This window comes from Peptoclostridium sp. (assembly GCF_009881055.1).
Lineage (GTDB): Bacteria > Bacillota > Clostridia > Peptostreptococcales > Peptostreptococcaceae > Peptoclostridium_A.
Window position 1 is genome coordinate 12,818 of record NZ_WXFG01000024.1, and the last position, 17,150, is coordinate 29,967.

The following is a 17,150-nucleotide window of genomic DNA, read 5'->3' on the forward strand; positions in this document are numbered from 1 at the left end:
TGAATGCCCCTTTCATAGTATGAGTGTGTGAAATGAAGAATTCACATTATAATAATATATCACAAATAAAAAACGCCTACAATTGCGGCTCGATTAGAAATAGATTAAAAAACACCTGCACTTGGGCAGGCGTTTTGGAAGCCGTCAATGCCTATAACCTGGCGCATTCAAGATATATTTGCTTTCTGTCCGCTTCGAGTTTACCTTCAGAATGCTTTTCCCAATCCACAATGTATACCCTGCTGCTGTATACTATCGGTGAGATACCACTGAGCACTCCGTCTGCCGTGCTGCCTGCTGATGCGCCCATTATGAAGTAGTCATAATTCTTCTTTATTCTGGATATTCCTCTAACAAGCGTCTCAATATATTTTCCACCATCTTCTCTTGCAGCGTAAAATGCCACAGTGTAATACTTTAGAGTTGTACCTGGCTTGGGCATTTTGGGAATGCCTAATACTTTGAAAAGTGGCGATATGGCCCTGAACGCCTTGTATCGCCCCTTATAGCCAATAACTATGTGCTGTTTGTATCCGCTTTGATCCCATGGCGCCCCACATGCCAACAGTTTTCCGGTGCTCTTGTCCTTCAACACATAAAAATCGCTATATTTAAGCGGAAATTCAGTTTCACCATACAGATCTTCTCTGCTTATGGCAGGGTAGAAATCATAAAGCCCCCCCTGCTTCTTGAAAATCTCAAGCATATACTCAACGTCCGCCTCGCATGCCTGACTCAATTCAAAATCACCTGGCGCTCCTTTTTCAGGCAGATTCGTCCTTATGCAATGGACATTGTAGCCACCTGAGTAATTGTAGTCAGGCATTGACCTTCTTTTCTTTTCGAACATATTTTGCACATCTTTGTTGTCGCTTAGAATTGTCGTATATACATGCTCCACACCTTTATCCCTGAGTATATCTCCAATATATTCATATGCAGATGGAAGCAGCCTTGGATATTTCTTTCTGTGCTCTCTAGCCATCCTGAGCGCAAATATATAGCCCACCTTCACCGCTCTGCCTCCTACATATAGCCTGTTAATAGCACAAGCCCCGAAACCTATGAAGTCGTCGGTTTCCCTGTCCCTGCATATTACGACCAAAACATCTTCTCCCTCTTTCTTTAGCGAGAGCACTGCGTTTGGCCTTCGTGTATATAGTATGGATATGCCTCCCTTGAACTCCTCTTCCTCAAGCACCCTAAGTATGTGGCTGCTGTATTCTTCTCCAGCTATTTCAAACTTGAATCTGGAACTTCTATTTTTGTAGCTCATCAAATCCATCTCCTATAGGAAGCTCGAGCTTTTCGTCGGTTTCCCTGTAATATCGAATCAGGCTATACTTTTAGTCTTTAATGTCTGTGTTGTCAACCATCCGTTTACGGTCAAACTCCCTTAGCCTGTCTGCGTAATTTTTGTACGCATAGTTGCACATAAAATTCAGCGGAAGTACCTTGTGGAGCCTGGCTATCCTTTTTAATATTGATGGTGTGTTGTAAGTCTGCGTCCAGGCATATATGTTGCCTTCCTCAAGCTGCTGAGCGCTAATCTTCTTTGGCTTGAAAACGCAGTGCTCCACATCGTACATTGCCCAGTTGTCGTCAGTTATCCTGCCTTCCGTTTTGAGCTTCTCATAAAGGCTCGTTCCCGGGAATGGGGTAAGTATGGAATACCTCGGGAGATCCAGCTTTAGCTTTATAACGTACTCTACGGTGCGCTCGAACACATCAGGTCCGTCTTCGTCGGAGCCAAAGCAGAAGGTTCCGTTGACTGCTATACCGTGAGCATGCATAACTCTCATCAGCTCGAAATAGTCGACGTTCTTGTTTCGCGTCTTGTTCATATCGCTTAGCGAGAGCTGGTTTATGGATTCAAAGCCAATTAGCAGCCCCTTGCAGCCGCTTTTTGCCATGAGCGCTATTAGCTCCTTGTCGTGAACTATGTCAGCTGTCGAAAGCCCGAACCACCATTTTTTCAGTGGAATCATTTCCCTGAAGAGCTCTCTTGAATACTCGGGGTCAGCAATAAGATTGGGGTCAATAAAGAGCACATCCTTGCCGCCAAGCTGCTCCATCTCCGCTATCACATCTTTGACCGGCCTCTTGAACAGTTTTCCCTTGTGCAGCGCATAGACTGCGCAAAATGCACAATCGTTCACGCAGCCCCTGGTAGCCTCCATGCTGTTTATAGTTATGTAGCCGTCTTTTTTGAGAAGCTGGCGAAGCGGCGGTTTTACAAGCAGAAAATCATTCTCCTTGTCGGCATAGTAAAAATCCTTTAAAGAACCCGTCTTGAAATCAAGCAGCATCTGAGGGAACGTCCTCTCAGCAAAACCAACCGCCACAGAATCGGCGTGCTGCTTTGCCTCCATTGGCATGAGCGTCGGGTGCGGGCCCCCTATTATTGTAGTTATGCCTTTTTTTCTGAAATGCTCGCTGTAGGCATAAGCCCTGGGGGCAGTACCAGTTATGGCCGTTATGCCTATAATATCCGCGTCTATTTCCAGCGGTATTCTCTCCACAGTCTCGTCGAATATCTGGACTTGAGCGCCCAATTCTTCCGGCACGTACCCGGCAAGCGAGGTCAGCGTCAGAGGCGCGTAATGTATTGCTTTACCGAAATTACCAGTATATCTGTGCATGGCCCCTGCCGGAGCCAATAGAGCAATTTTCATGGAGTTCACTCCTCCCATTTAGTGAGGCTGCTTTCCTCAAACCACAAAGCCAACTTGTTCTTCAAATTATACCCTCACCAATTCTGATGTAACGTTTTTGTAAATGCCTGATATAACTCTCGTATAAGCTTATTATTAATGTCTTGATAGCGTATTATTTTTTCGACTGAATGGGTATATATTATTTGTAATGTTTCTCAGAAATAGCTATTATTTCATCAAAAATCCACTTATACGATTGGAGTGATAAAGTATGGAGAAAAGACTGTACCGTTCAAACAACAAGGTAATAGCGGGAGTATGCGCAGGAATTGCCGAATATTTCGATATTGACCCCACTCTTGTGAGAATAGCATGGGCTCTTACTGCATTATTGATGGGCTCTGGCGTGCTGGCCTATATAATATGTGCGATTGTTATACCTCAAAATCCAAATGCATCCGCAGCTCAGCCCGCCTCATCCGGCGCCGTGCCGGCTCGGCTATCTGCAACGCGAGATGGGCTTGGAGAGGAAGCCGGCGAAACCCAACAGACTGAAGGAACACCTGAAGCCGGGGATACGATGCCCGCTGCATCTCAAGTTTCACAAAAAAGCTCCGATGATGTAAGCCTGATATTGGGGCTCGTCCTAATTGTCGTAGGCGGACTTTTTCTCGCCCGTAAATTCTTCCACTGGCTGGATATGGGTATTGTTTGGGCAGGATTGCTTGTGATTTTTGGACTTTATCTCATATTCAAGTCATCGAACAAGAGGTGATCGACATGAAAAATAATTTATTCGTAGGCTTAGCGCTAATAGTTGCAGGCCTGCTGCTTGCCCTTTACAACTTCGGCTATATAGACTGGTCTATTTGGATGGCTATCGCAGATCTTTGGCCGCTAATATTCATTGTCATAGGCGTAAGCATAATATTCAAACATAAGCCATGGGTGAACGGCCTTGCATGGTCACTGTTCCTGCTTGCGCTAATCGCATACGGGTTCTACATGTCCTCTGTGTCTCCTGAAAGGTGGAAAAACGGCTTTCCAGGCAACCAGTTCAGACAATACGAGGAGCGTTCATTCTCATACGACTATAACGAGGGCATAAAAAATGCCAAGCTGTCTTTGGAGCTTGGCGCGGGGAATATAACTGTTGAATCCGACAGCAATAAGCTGTTGTCAGCACTTACTACAAATCCGTATTTTGAAAGCAAGCCTGTGATTGAAGGTGAAAATGCAAGCTTCGAATTCGCAACTGAGAGAATGGGCATGATGCCGATAGGAAGAGATTCTTATTCCTACGACTTCAAGCTTGGCAGCAAGGCAGTTTGGGATATCGAGGTCGACTGCGGAGCCATAGACTCCAATTTTGATCTTGCCGGAGTTCCTGTAAGTAGCCTGGATATAGATTTAGGCGCAGCAGACATAGAAATCCAAATGGGCAGCCTGCAAAAAGACAGCAGCGTAAACATAGATTCAGGCGCTTCAGACATAAGCATAGCTGTACCTTCTACTTCCGGAGTGAGAGTCTATATTGATGCGGCACTTAAGTCAAACAACCTCGATTCGCTCGGATGGACCAAGAAGAATGATTATTATGAATCGCCAAACTATGATCAGGCCGAGAACAAGATAAATATCGAACTAAATACGGGCGTTGGAAATTTCCAATTAACCCAGACAGGCTCTAACATATAGCTTGAATCCCATATATTAAGCAGTCCGAATAAAAAATTAAAAGGCCCCGATGATTATACTGTTAGCAGTATAATCATCGGGGCCTTTTTTATTTCATAGCTAAAATCAAAAATATGCTTACTATCTGTCCTATTACAGCGGCCGGGGCAAATATCCTGAAGCGAAAGCCCATAAGACCGGCAAAATATCCCACAAATCCAAAAGGCTTGAGCGGTATGGAGCTCAGCAAGAGCACTATGGCAAATGTCTTTTTGCCGCCTAGGCTCAAATTTGCATAGCACGAAAATTTTTTCGACAGCGGATGGCTTATCATGTAGCAGAAAAAAAGCCCTGCTGACGCTGCTATAACAGATATCAGTGTGCCCTGAATGTTTCCAAAATACTCCATGTTGGCATAAAGAACACCACTCTTTGGAAATATGGGTACCACAGTCTGCAGCATTCCTGCTGCAAGAGCCATAAGCATCCCGCCGTCTCCGAGTTCATAATAGTACATCATGAGTCCCTTGTAGCTTGACGTATTGAGCATCTCACTTATCCTGTTGATGTTTATAAGCACGGCAGGGACTGTTAAATACAGTCCCGCCATTGCTACTAGCACTAGTATGCAACTATACGAAATTACTGTCTTCATCTAATTAATCACTACTCTATTTTTCAAATTCTTGGTCAGTTCCCGCCCATTCGCTGAAAGATGCATTGTAGTTTCTGACATTCTCATATCCAACCATACGCATCATTTCAGCTGTAAAACCTGAACGTATACCAACTGTACAGTATGTTATTATTTCATCTTCAGGCTTAAGCCCCTTGCTTTCGAATACAGCCTTAAGATCAGCTATGCTCTTAACTGTTCCATCCACATTGTACAGATCCTGATAGTGAAGGTGTATAGCACCCGGTATGCGTCCTCTTACTTTTTCACCATGGTCAGTCTTTCCTTCAAACTCTTCTGGCGAACGAGTATCCACAAGCTTTGCAGTTCCAAGTTTTTCCTTAACCATGTCAGTAGTCGCAAGTGTTGAATCATTATAGTTAGCTATTTTGAAATCAACTGCAGCTATTTGCGGAACGTCTGTGCTTTCTTCTCCGCCAGCCTTAAGCCACATTGGATATCCACCATCAAGCAGTCTTGTGTTTTCAAGGCCTGCTATTCTAAGCATCCACAGAACCCTGCCGTCTTCTCCAAGACCTTTAGGGTCGTTGTATATTACTATATCCTTGCTGCCGTCAATTCCAAAGCTTCCCAGTTTCTTTTCAAGCTCTTCCTTGCCAAGTACTACTCCCCAGCCAATCTCACCTTGCTTTGGCTGCATGTTTGAAAGCATCTGCCAAGTTATGTTTATAGCTCCAGGCACGTGACCCTTTGCATATTCCTTGTCCGCTCTTGCATCAATTACAACAACCTTGTCCGCATTCTCCTTAAGCCAAAGTGCGTCCACAAAGTATCCCTGTTTACCTTCCTCTATAGATGCTATTTCAGGCTTCTTTTCCTCAGCTTGCTGTGCAGGCTCCTCTGCCGGCTTCTGACTGCATGCTGTAAGCCCGAAAATCATACTAACTGCAAGAGTTGCAGCAAGTACTAGTCTTGAAAATTTCTTCATCTTAACATACCTCCCAATATTATAATAATTACTTGCGAAGTGATTATATCACACCCGTGGGAGGTATTGTAACGCTTATGCTGTTTTTCAATCAAAGCTTAAATCATAATAGTTTTTGTAAATGAATTCATTTGACAAACATTTGATATCCTTGGCTTTTCCGTCCAGATTAAAAAATCACTTTTTTTACAATTTAGCATATGCTTTTTAGCTATACGCTCTGGATTTTAGATAGCGACTGTTCAATATCGGCTATGAGATCTTCGACTGTTTCGATTCCCACAGACACTCTTATGAGCTCAGGGCTCACGCCGCTTGCCCTTTGCTGCTCCTCGTCAAGCTGCTGGTGAGTAGTTGATGCCGGATGGATGACAAGCGACTTGGCATCCCCTACGTTTGCAAGGTGCGAGAAAATTTCCAGCGACTCTATGAACTTCTTGCCTGCTTCGTATCCGCCTTTTATGCCAAATGTCAGCATTGCTCCAGGACCCTTTGGCAGGTATTTGTCAGCCAGCGGCTTGTATTTGCTGTCTTCAAGCCCAGGATAGTTAACCCACTCCACCTTCGGATGATTTTTCAGATAATGGGCAATCTTCTTGGCATTTTCAACGTGTCTTTCAAGCCTGAGGGACAGAGTTTCCACCCCAAGTGCAAGCAGGAATGCGTTGAAAGGCGACAGGCATGCTCCGATGTCCCTTAAGAGCACCACTCTAAGCCTTACTATATACGCGGCCGCCTGGAATGTTTCGGTGTATGAAAGTCCGTGGTAGCTCTTGTCCGGCTCCACAAGCTTTGGAAACTTGCCGTTGCTCCAGTCGAACTTTCCAGAATCTATGACTACTCCACCTATTGAAGTACCGGCTCCGCCTATGTACTTGGTGGCCGAATATACTACGATGTCTGCTCCGTGCTCGAAAGGCCTGCAAAGGTAAGCCGTTGCGAACGTGTTGTCTACGATGAGAGGCACTCCATTACTGTGCGCAATGTCGGCTATTGCCTGTATATCGGCAACGTTTATTCCCGGATTACCTATAGTCTCGATGTATACCGCCTTTGTGTTATCCTGAATTACCTTGCTGAAATTCTCAACATCGTCAGGATCAGCAAATATGACTTCTATCCCAAAGTCCTTAAGCGTGTTGGCGAAAAGCGTATACGTTCCGCCATAAAGCGTCGATGCGGCAACTATGCTATCTCCAGACTTTGCAACGTTGAGTATGGAGTAGGTTATTGCAGCCATTCCAGAAGCAGTTGCAACGGCACCCACACCGCCCTCAAGCTCTGCAAGCCTTGCCTCGAATGCCCCGGTCGTAGGATTTGTAATCCTTGTATAGATATTGCCGAATTTCTTGAGCGCAAACAGATCCGCCGCATCCTGAGCATCGTCAAAAGTGAACGATGTTGTCTGATAAATAGGCAAAGCCCTTGACTTGTTTTCTTTTTCAGGCGAGTATCCTCCATGAAGCTGCGTAGTTTCAAATCCCAATTTCTTTGTCATAACAATCATTCCTCCAATTTTAATATTTTTTTATTTAGGAGCAATAAAAAAAGCTCCCAAGATAAGATGGAGAGCCTATGTTCATGCCTATAAAAAAATCCTGCGATAAGCGCAGGATAGTGTTCAAGCATCGCACCTTATCTTTCAGACATTTAAGTCTGCTGGATTTAGCACCTTGATTTTCAATCAGGTTGCCGGACGTCTTCGGGCCAGTCCCTCAGTCACTCTTGATAAGTAGTATTAAATTTTGTATTGAAGTCAATTATATCAGCTCTAGCTTATTTGTCAACATGCAAGTTATAAAATTTTCATAATATTTGTGCAACTTCCAATCTAGCGGACAATGCACTATTTAGCTAGACTTCAATTGGGCTATTAGCTCCCTTATTATTTCGGCAGCATCTCCGACTATGCCCACATTCGCTATCTTGAATATCGGGGCATCCTTGTCCCTGTTTATTGCCACTATGAAATCCGCAGAAGACATGCCCGCCACGTGCTGGACGGCTCCGGATATACCTGCAGCTATATAAAGCTTCGGTGCTACAGTCCTTCCAGTTTGCCCAACTTGATGGCTGTGGTCAATCCAGCCTTCATCGACTATCGGACGCGAAGCGCCGACAGCCCCGTTTAAAAGCCTTGCAAGCTCCTCAACAAGCGCCAAGTTCTTTTGATCACTAATGCCACGGCCCGCAGCCACTATGACTTCAGCATCTGCAAGAGATACCCCAAAGCTCTCCTCCTGTATCCTCTCTAGAAGCTTTGCTTTCGGACTCATTTCAATCACTGGCGCGAATTTGACAATGCTTCCGATCCTCCCGAAATCCGGCTCCGGTTTTTTCATGACTCTAGGTCTGACAGTAGCCATCTGAGGCCTTCTCGCCGGACAAACTATGGAAGCCATGATGTTTCCCCCAAAGGCTGGTCTTGTCTGTACGAACATGCCACTTTCCCTGTCTATCTCAAGTACCGTGCAGTCAGCAGTAAGGCCTGTTTCAAGACTTGATGATATCCTTGGCGCGAGGCTCCTTCCGTAGGCTGTAGCACCAAGCAGAAATATAGAGGGTTTGTGTCCTTCAATAAGCTTGATACATGCATCGGCGTAAAGCTCGTCACTGAAATTCTCATAGTCATTGCCTTCTATGACATATACAACGTCAGCTCCATACGCTATAAGCTCTTTAGCCTGCTCAGACACCACGTCTCCAATCAGAACAGCCGCTACGCTCTCTCCAAGCCTGTCAGCCAGTTTGCGCGCAGCTCCAAGAAGCTCGAACGCAACTCCGGCAGTTTCGCCGCCTCTTTGCTCAGCAAACACCCATACACCCTTGTAGAGCGATATGTCCTGCTCATATCCCTGCATTCTTTCTATCTTTATAGCTCCAAACGGGCAGTTCCTTTCACATGCTCCACACATCACGCATGCATCTCCGATTACGGCCTTCTTGTTTTCAAGGGTTATAGCATTAAACGGGCACACATTAATACATTTGCCACAACCTACACACTTTTCGTCAAAAACTAATATTTTTGCCATTACTCACCCTCCCTGCCTGATTCAATGAATCCGGCGTCAACAAGAGCAGCTATAGCTTCCCTTGCCTGCTCTTTTGGGCTTCCGCCTATCATATTGACGCTTTTTTCATAGCTTGGGGCGAATGTCCTCAGCACCCATGTGGCAGAACCCTCAAGTCCTATATGCTTCATGTCGGCCTTTACGTCGTCTGCTCCCCATATAGTCACTTCTTCCGCTTCGGACCTAAAAAATCCTTCTATCGATGGGAATCTTGGAATGTTTATTCCCTTTTCAACCGTAATCAGAGCTGGAAGTTCCACTTCTATGATTTCATATGCATCGTCTACAAGCCTCTTCACCTTGAGTTTTTTGGGAGACGCTTCCAATATTGAAATTACGTAGCTCACATGCGGTATGCCAAGTTTTTGCGCTAGACTTGGACCCACCTGAGCCGTATCCCCGTCTATCGCCTGCTTTCCGCATATTATCAGGTCGTAGGCTTTTATTTTCTTAACACCAAGATAAAGAGAATACGCTGTAGCCAGCGAATCCGCTCCTGCAAAGCGCCTGTCGCTGAGAAGAAATGCCTCGTCAGCTCCCGCAGCCATGGCTTCCTTAAGCATTCCCTTGACCGCAGGAATTCCCATGCTAAGAAGGCTAACCTTGCCACCCAGCTTTTCCTTTAGCCTAACGCCTTCTTCGAGAGCATAAGAGTCGTAAGGATTTATTATGGACTCAACGCCCTCCCTTATAATTGTGTTAGTCTTCTTGTCGAGCTTTACCTCGCTCGTATCCGGAACCTGCTTTACGCAGACTACAATATTCATGCCATCATCCCACCTTTACCCGAATAGATTTCCCCTGTTTAACCTGTTGTCTGGATCGAATATCTTTTTTATTTTCATCATGGAATCAAGAGCAGCCTGACTGTACATTTTCCTTAGCATCGCCACCTTGAACTTTCCAATGCCGTGCTCTGCAGACACAGTGCCGCCCATTTCGGCAACAGCCTGTGCCCATTCTCCGTAGAGCTTTTTGCCAGTATCGTATTCGCCCATGTTTCTAGGAAGTATGTTTACATGCAGATGGTTGTCGCCTATATGGCCGAATATGACAGATTCTAGCCCGGCGTTTTGTATCCCTTCATCATACATCCTCATGACAGTTCTTAGGAAACCGTTCGGAACTGCCATATCCGTACCCAGCTTGGTAAGAGTCGGCTCACCCTTCCGCCTCTCGTCTATTATGCTGTTTACAAACTCAGGTACCGCATGTCTGAATTCCTTGAGTCTCTCCATGTCATGCTTTGAAATGGAAAGCCATGCCTCTGCCAGATTGCCTCCGCAGCCTTCTATCAGAGCTGACAAAGCTTTAAGCATACCTTTGCCGGCATCTTCATCCGTTGCATGCAGCTCCGCGTATATACCTGTGTGATAAACGGGATCAACCCTTTGTATGTCCGGAAGATGTCCCCTATACATGTTAGCCCTTATTAGCTCCAGGGCCATGCAGTTGAAGAATTCTATGGCTGCAGGCTTACTTTCAAGCGCCTTGGCCGACTCTACAAAGTCAATCGCTTTTTCCTGGTCAGGAAAAAACGCCATAACGCCATATATGCACCCGGGCTTGGGTATAAGCTTTATTTCTGCTTCAACTGTTATCCCAAGCGTGCCTTCAGAGCCTACGAAAAGGTCTACAGCGTCCATATCGCTTTCCAGATAGTAGCCCGAAGCGTTTTTAACATGCGGCATATTATAGACATCCAGCTTTTCACAAATTTCTCTACCGCCTTGCGTGGTAAGTCTGAGTATCCCTCCGTCTATCCTTTCTCTGCCCCTTTTAAGACTTATAGTGTCGCCATCTGCCAGCACAATCCTGAGCGATTCTATGTGATTCCTCGTGGCCCCGTATTTGAATGACTTTGCTCCTGATGCATTGCAGGATATCATCCCTCCGATTGTGGCGCTCGTCTCGGTCGGATCCGGCGAAAAAAACCTGGACTTTGATGCTTTAAGCAGCTTAAGAGCCTCTAATGATTCTGCACTCCAAGCGGAGGTGTCGAATTCCAGCTTTGAGATCGCCGTGTTTACCTCGGATAGCAACACTCCCGGCTCGACTCTCAAAAAATAACAGTCCTTATCGCCGTCGTATCTCAGCCCCGTTATTCCGTTCATGTTTGATAGATTTATGACATGCCCCTGCATGGGCACCGCCCCTCCAGTTAGGCCTGTCCTGGCACCCTGGATAGTAATGGCTTCTTTGCTTTCAGCAAGCTTTTCAAGCACTCGCTTGAGCTCGGCCTCATTTTTTGGAAATGAAATCGAATCCGCCTTCCCCATAATCCTTGATTCATCCCTCATATACTCGACATACTCTTCAATGTCGTATCTTATGATATCGTTGGACATACCTGCGCCCTCCTATGTGTACTTAATTAAGATAAATGTATAATGCCCATTTCAGAAGCTTTGAATCCTAAAGATTAATCTCTATTGTCCTGACTTTGTATTATTTGATTTTTTTGTTATAATTATATCATAGTCTCAGCTGAATTCCCTTTTTATTATATAAAAATAAAATAATGGGTACATATATTAAGACACCACTATTAAAATCAAGATAACATTACGTAACCTGGAGGTATCCTTTTGAAAATAGCACTGCTTTCAGACTGCCACGGCAACATAGCAGCACTTGAATCTGCGATGAAAATAGTCGAATCCGAGAAATTAGAACGGCTTTACTTTTTGGGCGATATGATAGGCTATTATCCCAATCCGAACGAGTGCCTGGATATCGCCAAAAAACACAAATGCTTAATTGGCAACCATGAGTACGCCTGCATACACCCATCCTATTCCAGGCTTTTTAATCCCGCAGCTCAAAACGCCATAAAGTGGACTAAAGACAACCTTACAAGCGATAACATTGATTATATAAGCAAGCTTCCCTATACCTTGGAGGATGCGGATGCAATGATTAAAATGGCACATGGAGCGTTGACTAACCCTTTCGAATATATCCAAAGCAAGGTGACCGCGTTTGCAAACTTCGAGCTTTTCACAGAGCAGGTTCTGTTTGTCGGGCATACTCACAGGGCGGCAGTTTGGACCCAGGATATGAATGAGCCTTACGACATAAAACTGACTGAGGTTTGGGAAAGCTTTACATTTGATTTGGAAAATGATAAAAGGTATATCATAAATATCGGCTCAGTGGGTCAGCCTAGAGACGGCAATCCGGAAGGGTGCTTTGTCATTTTTGACTCCTCAGAAAATACCGTCAGATTTATCAGATTCGAGTACCCAGTCGAAGTGACTTATCAGCGCGCTCTAGATGCGGGAATGGACTCCATGCTCTGCAATCGGCTGTTTGCTGGTATTTAGCCCAAGCCTGCTTTAAACACTTGCTTACTAAGTTTTGCATAAGTATATAAAATATAAAAAAAGAGAAATCATACCCAGTCTATAGTATGGTTTCTCCTTTTTAATTAACTTGTTTCATTTTAAAAAACAAAATATACTTATGTCTTTCTCATTGTTTACAGTTTAATCAATATTTTCGTGAGAAGCTCCTCTGGCGGAACGCTGGCAGGATCGTTCAGATAGAACTCATATGCTGTCCCTGAATACTTAAGATTATTCTCCTCAAGCCAAAGCATTACAGCATCGTATGCAGAGCCTATATCACTGTAAGGGCCCTTGTACATGCATGCAGCATACCTGCCTGCTGGAACCTGGGTTTTTACAACAGCCTCCTTGCCTTCAATCTCTTCTGCCACTGGAAAACCCATTTCTATGTCCAGATCCTGCATGTCCATGTTGAAATAGGCCACATAGGGCGCACCTGACGGATATTTCCCAAGCTCACCAAGGTATCCCATGATAAGACCATAGCCTTCGCCTATTGCCTTTGGCAGATCATTGACCGCGCAGCGAGTCCTCACAGCGACCGCATTTATTGCTTCCTGTTCCACAACTTCAACCTTATAGTCCAAAATAAATCCCTCCCATTTTTTAATGTATAGCCTTCTTCTTATACTTCGTACCCGAAACCTCAACACTTCCTATTGTCATGAGAGCATTCTCATCAAAACCATGGACAATTGACTTTAACTTAGCTATCTCCAGACGTGACACTACAACGTATATGACATCAGTCCCTACTCCCTTGTAGGCCCCTCTGCCGTCAAGCAGCGTAAGTCCCCTGCCCAGCCTGTCCATTATGGCTTCTGAAATATCCTGGTGTTTTTCTGATATTATAATTACTGCCTTGGATTCGTCAATACCTTCAATTGTAATGTCAATAACCTTGAAAGCTATAAAATAGGCCAGGAGTGAATACATAGCCCTGTCCCATCCGAATACGAAACCCGCACTGCTGAGTATAAACAGGTTGAAGAACATCACTATCTCTCCGATTGAAAAGCTGTGCCTCTTGTCGAGTATTATGGCGACTATTTCCGTGCCGTCAAGCGAGCCCCCATTTCTGATTATCAGCCCTACTCCCGCGCCCAGTATTATGCCGCCAAATACAGAAGCCAGCAGGACATCATTGGTAATCTCGGGAATAGGTTGCATAATAGACACGCCCACCGAAAGGCATGCGACTGAAAATAACGTAGACAGCGTAAAAGTCTTTCCTATGTGGTTGTAGCCTATTACAAGAAATGGTATGTTGAGAACGAATGTGAATAGTCCCAGAGGCAGCTTCGTCAGGTGGCTCGCTATTATCGATATGCCGACAACTCCGCCGTCGATTACGTTGTTTGGAATGAGGAATACCTGAAGCGCTATTGATGCGAGAGTGGCGCCTACCATCATGAATATTACTCTGCTTATAAATGATACTATCTTGTGTTTTTTAGGCATGCTTAATCTCCATTCTGCATAAAACTTAACAAATACTAGTGATTTCTGCTTCATGATTAATATACATATAGTTTATCCCCATTTTACAACCAATTAAACTCCCTATACTTGATGGATACGACTTTATGCCCTTTTTTTATTATCTTTGCTTGTGGATTTTCACATCAAATAGTGATAATGTAGAAGTTGGATAATCAAAGTTATATACAAGGCAGGGATAAAAATGTTCAATATACTCTCATTGGTATTCAGGTATTTTTTCATTATAATTATTTACCTGTTCATTTTCGCCATAATAAGGCTCATTTATCTTGACATCAAAGGCGTCGCTACGCTCAAAAGTGCGCGCTCGTACCTCAAGCTCATAGTCATGAAGGAATATCTTCCTTTCCAGGTTAATGACATGTATGCAGTAAACAAATCCATCACCATTGGAAGAAAGCAGGGAAATGACATCGTCATAAATGATCCGTATATGTCGAGCGAACATCTTAAAATAACAGTCAGCGGCAAGCGATTCATGCTGACTGACCTTGGCAGCTCCAACGGCACTTATATAAACGGAGAGCGCATAGACGGCGAGGTCGAGCTTAAAAACAACGACCGTATAAGACTTGGGCAGCTTGAATTCCTATTCGTAACCAAATAAAGAGGGATAATATGATCAGAAAGCTTTTATCTTACAGGATTCCACAAAACCTAATACTGACAATCGACATAATGGCTATACTGCTTCTTAGCTTCTATGGAGGACGTTTTGACAGCTCTGTGCTGCTTCTTGGTGCGCTCTTGGCTCTTATAATATACATATCCAATTATGCGCTCCTAAAGATATCACCTGGAGACCACTACGTATTCCTCATAATAAGCATGCTGGTAAGCATCGGGGTAATAGTCATATACAGACTGAGTCCCGAATACGGCTTCAGGCAAATCAAGTGGTTCGGCCTTGGCATAGCGGCATATTTTGCGTTCTACTTCTTAACAAAATACATGCCCTTCCTGCGCAAATGGGCTACTCTCTATGCTGCGCTTTCATTTGCTCTGTTTATGGCTACGCTTGTTCTTGGTGTGAAGATAAAGGGCTCCACCAACTGGATTCAGATAGCAGGCTACAGCTTCCAGCCGACGGAGTTCATAAAGATACTCCTTGTCTTCCTGCTCGCCTCGTACTATAGCCTAAAGAATAAACCATTCAATCAGTACTGGCTTTTAGGGATAATATATGCGTTCATAGGTTTCCTCTTCATTCAGCGCGATCTTGGAACCGTCATGATTTTCTACTTCGTGTTCATGACTGTCTTTTATATTTTCGAGGAGGACAGGAGGCTTGTTTACTACAACATACTTGGTGCGCTGCTCATCGGCATCGCAGGCTACTTTGCAGTAAGCCATGTCCAGGTCAGAATAACAGCTTGGCTTGAGCCCTGGAAATATGCAGACAGCATGGGCTACCAGATAATCCAGTCGCTTATTGCAATAGCCTCGGGAGGATTCTTTGGTACAGGCATAGGCCTTGGCCATCCCGAGTTCATTCCCGAGGTCCATACAGACTTCATATTCTCCGCAATATGCGAGGAGATGGGGATACTCGGCGGAATAGGCGTAATAATGCTCTTTATGATACTCGTATACAGAGGCTTTAAAATCGCCCTGAACCAGGACGACAGATTCTTCAAGATAATAGCCCTTGGCATAACGACTATACTTGGATTCCAGGCATTTATAATAATAGGTGGCGTAATTAAAATGATTCCGCTGACTGGTGTCACCCTGCCGTTTGTAAGCTACGGCGGCAGCTCGCTAATATCCAGCTTTGCAGCGCTTGGTATACTGCAGGTCGCCTCTGAAAAGCAGCAAGCAGAACAGGAGGAACACAATGGATAAGACCGACAAGAGAATAATAAAGGTCCTTACGGCCCTTACACTAATGTTCATGGGCCTTGTAGTATATCTTACGTATTTCCAGGTCTTCCAGGCATCAAAAATTGTCAGCAGCAATTACAACAAGAGGCTCTGGGCAAATGAGGAAAGCGTACTGCGCGGTAAAATATATGATCGAAACGGCAGCGTGCTGGCATACAGCGAAAAGACTGAAAACGGACAGTCCCGGTTTTATCCCTTTGGGAGTCTCTACAGCCATGTAATAGGCTACAGCTACAGGGAATATGGCAAATCAGGACTTGAGGACTCCTACAACAAGGAGCTTCTCAACTTGTACAAGAACCCAATAGAAGAGATAGCCCAGAAGATCACGGGCCCAAAAGAAAAGGGAAACGACCTCTCACTCACCATAGACAACTCCTTGCAGGATAAGGCCTCGAAGTACCTGTCGGGCAAGAAGGGCTCCATAATACTCATGAATCCCAAAACCGGCGAAGTGTATGCAATGGTGAGCAAACCCGACTTCAATCCTGCAACTCTAAAGGAGGATTGGGAGGATATCGTGGAGAATCCTGATAGTCCGTTCATAAACAGGGCTTCAATGGGACTCTATACTCCGGGTTCTGTATTCAAGATAATCACTGCGACTGCAGCTCTTGAAAACAGCCTAAGCGGGAACTATAACTGCAAGGGCAGCATAGTGATAGACGGCTATGAGCTACGCGACTACGGCGGAAACTCTCATGGAAGCGTGGATCTTAGAAAGGCAATGGAAGTGTCCTGCAACTCAGCCTTTGCAAGCATGGGACTCGAACTCGGCAGTGATACGCTCCGTTACACAGCACAAAATTACTTATTCAATAAAAAAATACCATTTGACATAAAGACTAAGGACTCGATATTCCCGGAAAGCAAAATGGACAAGCCTGAGCTTGGTGCAAGCGCCATTGGCCAGGGGAAAATACTGGTAACGCCTCTTAATATGTTGCTTGCCGCAAGCGCAATAGCCAACGACGGTAATATTGTAAAGCCCTACCTCGTGCAAAAAATCGTGTCGCCCGAGGGTGGAGTCCTAAAGGAAGTAACCCCTGAAATACTTGCCACTGCCACAGATGCTTTAACGGCACAGACCATAAAAGACATGATGGTAGATGTGGTCAACAATGGCACAGGGAAAAATGCCCACATAAGAAATGTCGAAGTAGCGGGCAAGACTGGAACAGCCGAGAATGAAACCGGCAAAGAACACGCATGGTTTGTAGGCTTCGCCCCTGCAGACAATCCCAAAGTCGCGGTTGTAGTAGTGCTCGAAAGCGCCGGTTCTACAGGCGGTAAGAGTGCAGCTCCAATAGCTAGGGATATGCTTATAAACGCGCTCAATAGAATCCCTTAATGAAAAGAAAAAAGCTATGGGAAAATGAC

General features: G+C 44.8%; 16 protein-coding genes and 1 riboswitch. Of the genes, 6 read left to right on the forward strand and 10 right to left on the reverse strand.

Annotation, left to right across the window (positions count from 1 at the left end):
* Positions 1-151: 151 nt before the first annotated feature.
* On the reverse strand, positions 152-1,276 hold the full coding sequence (locus tag GT589_RS06175) for a hypothetical protein (RefSeq protein ID WP_293397551.1): 1,125 nt from the start codon (positions 1,274-1,276) through the stop codon (positions 152-154).
* A 70-nt stretch (positions 1,277-1,346) separates the two neighbouring features.
* Positions 1,347-2,675: a B12-binding domain-containing radical SAM protein gene (locus GT589_RS06180; RefSeq protein ID WP_293397554.1), complete on the reverse strand. Its 1,329-nt coding sequence runs from the start codon at positions 2,673-2,675 to the stop codon at positions 1,347-1,349.
* A 253-nt stretch (positions 2,676-2,928) separates the two neighbouring features.
* Here GT589_RS06180 and GT589_RS06185 point away from each other — a divergent pair, with 253 nt between their 5' ends.
* Positions 2,929-3,432, forward strand: a complete 504-nt coding sequence (locus GT589_RS06185; protein WP_293397557.1) for a PspC domain-containing protein — start codon at positions 2,929-2,931, stop codon at positions 3,430-3,432.
* Between the two features lie 5 nt (positions 3,433-3,437).
* A complete protein-coding gene (locus GT589_RS06190; protein WP_293397560.1) occupies positions 3,438-4,355 on the forward strand; it encodes a LiaI-LiaF-like domain-containing protein in 918 nt (305 codons plus the stop codon).
* A gap of 88 nt (positions 4,356-4,443) precedes the next feature.
* Here the strand turns inward: GT589_RS06190 and GT589_RS06195 are convergent, their stop codons facing one another.
* The 6 genes from GT589_RS06195 to GT589_RS06220 all read right to left on the reverse strand — a co-directional run bounded on the left by GT589_RS06195 (position 4,444) and on the right by GT589_RS06220 (position 11,381).
* A complete protein-coding gene (locus tag GT589_RS06195; protein ID WP_293397563.1) occupies positions 4,444-4,989 on the reverse strand; it encodes a VTT domain-containing protein in 546 nt (181 codons plus the stop codon).
* A 16-nt stretch (positions 4,990-5,005) separates the two neighbouring features.
* A complete protein-coding gene (locus tag GT589_RS06200) occupies positions 5,006-5,959 on the reverse strand; it encodes a sulfurtransferase (RefSeq protein ID WP_293397566.1) in 954 nt (317 codons plus the stop codon).
* A 211-nt stretch (positions 5,960-6,170) separates the two neighbouring features.
* Complete coding sequence (locus GT589_RS06205; protein ID WP_293397569.1) at positions 6,171-7,457, reverse strand: O-acetylhomoserine aminocarboxypropyltransferase/cysteine synthase family protein; 1,287 nt, start codon at positions 7,455-7,457, stop codon at positions 6,171-6,173.
* A gap of 134 nt (positions 7,458-7,591) precedes the next feature.
* A riboswitch (SAM riboswitch) is annotated at positions 7,592-7,694 on the reverse strand.
* A gap of 115 nt (positions 7,695-7,809) precedes the next feature.
* Positions 7,810-8,994: an electron transfer flavoprotein subunit alpha gene (locus GT589_RS06210; protein WP_293397572.1), complete on the reverse strand. Its 1,185-nt coding sequence runs from the start codon at positions 8,992-8,994 to the stop codon at positions 7,810-7,812.
* On the reverse strand, positions 8,994-9,800 hold the full coding sequence (locus GT589_RS06215) for an electron transfer flavoprotein subunit beta/FixA family protein (protein ID WP_293397575.1): 807 nt from the start codon (positions 9,798-9,800) through the stop codon (positions 8,994-8,996). Before GT589_RS06215 ends, GT589_RS06210 begins: the two co-directional genes overlap by 1 nt.
* A gap of 15 nt (positions 9,801-9,815) precedes the next feature.
* Positions 9,816-11,381, reverse strand: a complete 1,566-nt coding sequence (locus GT589_RS06220; RefSeq protein WP_293397578.1) for an FAD-binding oxidoreductase — start codon at positions 11,379-11,381, stop codon at positions 9,816-9,818.
* Positions 11,382-11,621: 240 nt separating this feature from the next.
* Between GT589_RS06220 and GT589_RS06225 the strand changes: the two genes are divergently transcribed.
* Complete coding sequence (locus GT589_RS06225; protein WP_293397581.1) at positions 11,622-12,359, forward strand: metallophosphoesterase family protein; 738 nt, start codon at positions 11,622-11,624, stop codon at positions 12,357-12,359.
* Positions 12,360-12,514: 155 nt separating this feature from the next.
* Here GT589_RS06225 and GT589_RS06230 read toward each other — a convergent pair whose 3' ends face one another.
* Together GT589_RS06230 and GT589_RS06235 are read right to left on the reverse strand one after the other, a co-directional pair.
* Complete coding sequence (locus GT589_RS06230; RefSeq protein ID WP_293397584.1) at positions 12,515-12,970, reverse strand: GyrI-like domain-containing protein; 456 nt, start codon at positions 12,968-12,970, stop codon at positions 12,515-12,517.
* Positions 12,971-12,989: 19 nt separating this feature from the next.
* Entirely contained in the window at positions 12,990-13,844 is an 855-nt protein-coding gene (locus GT589_RS06235) for a YitT family protein (RefSeq protein WP_293397587.1), read from the reverse strand.
* A 223-nt stretch (positions 13,845-14,067) separates the two neighbouring features.
* Between GT589_RS06235 and GT589_RS06240 the strand changes: the two genes are divergently transcribed.
* Genes GT589_RS06240 through GT589_RS06250 form a run of 3 tightly spaced genes read left to right on the forward strand, consistent with a single transcriptional unit; the run spans position 14,068 to position 17,121 of the window.
* Complete coding sequence (locus GT589_RS06240) at positions 14,068-14,493, forward strand: FHA domain-containing protein (RefSeq protein WP_293397590.1); 426 nt, start codon at positions 14,068-14,070, stop codon at positions 14,491-14,493.
* Between the two features lie 11 nt (positions 14,494-14,504).
* The gene (locus tag GT589_RS06245) at positions 14,505-15,731 is read left to right on the forward strand and encodes an FtsW/RodA/SpoVE family cell cycle protein (RefSeq protein ID WP_293397593.1); all 1,227 of its coding nucleotides are present in this window, start codon (positions 14,505-14,507) and stop codon (positions 15,729-15,731) included.
* The gene (locus GT589_RS06250) at positions 15,724-17,121 is read left to right on the forward strand and encodes a peptidoglycan D,D-transpeptidase FtsI family protein (RefSeq protein WP_293397596.1); all 1,398 of its coding nucleotides are present in this window, start codon (positions 15,724-15,726) and stop codon (positions 17,119-17,121) included. The genes GT589_RS06245 and GT589_RS06250 overlap by 8 nt, the downstream gene beginning before the upstream one ends.
* Positions 17,122-17,150 lie beyond the last annotated feature (29 nt).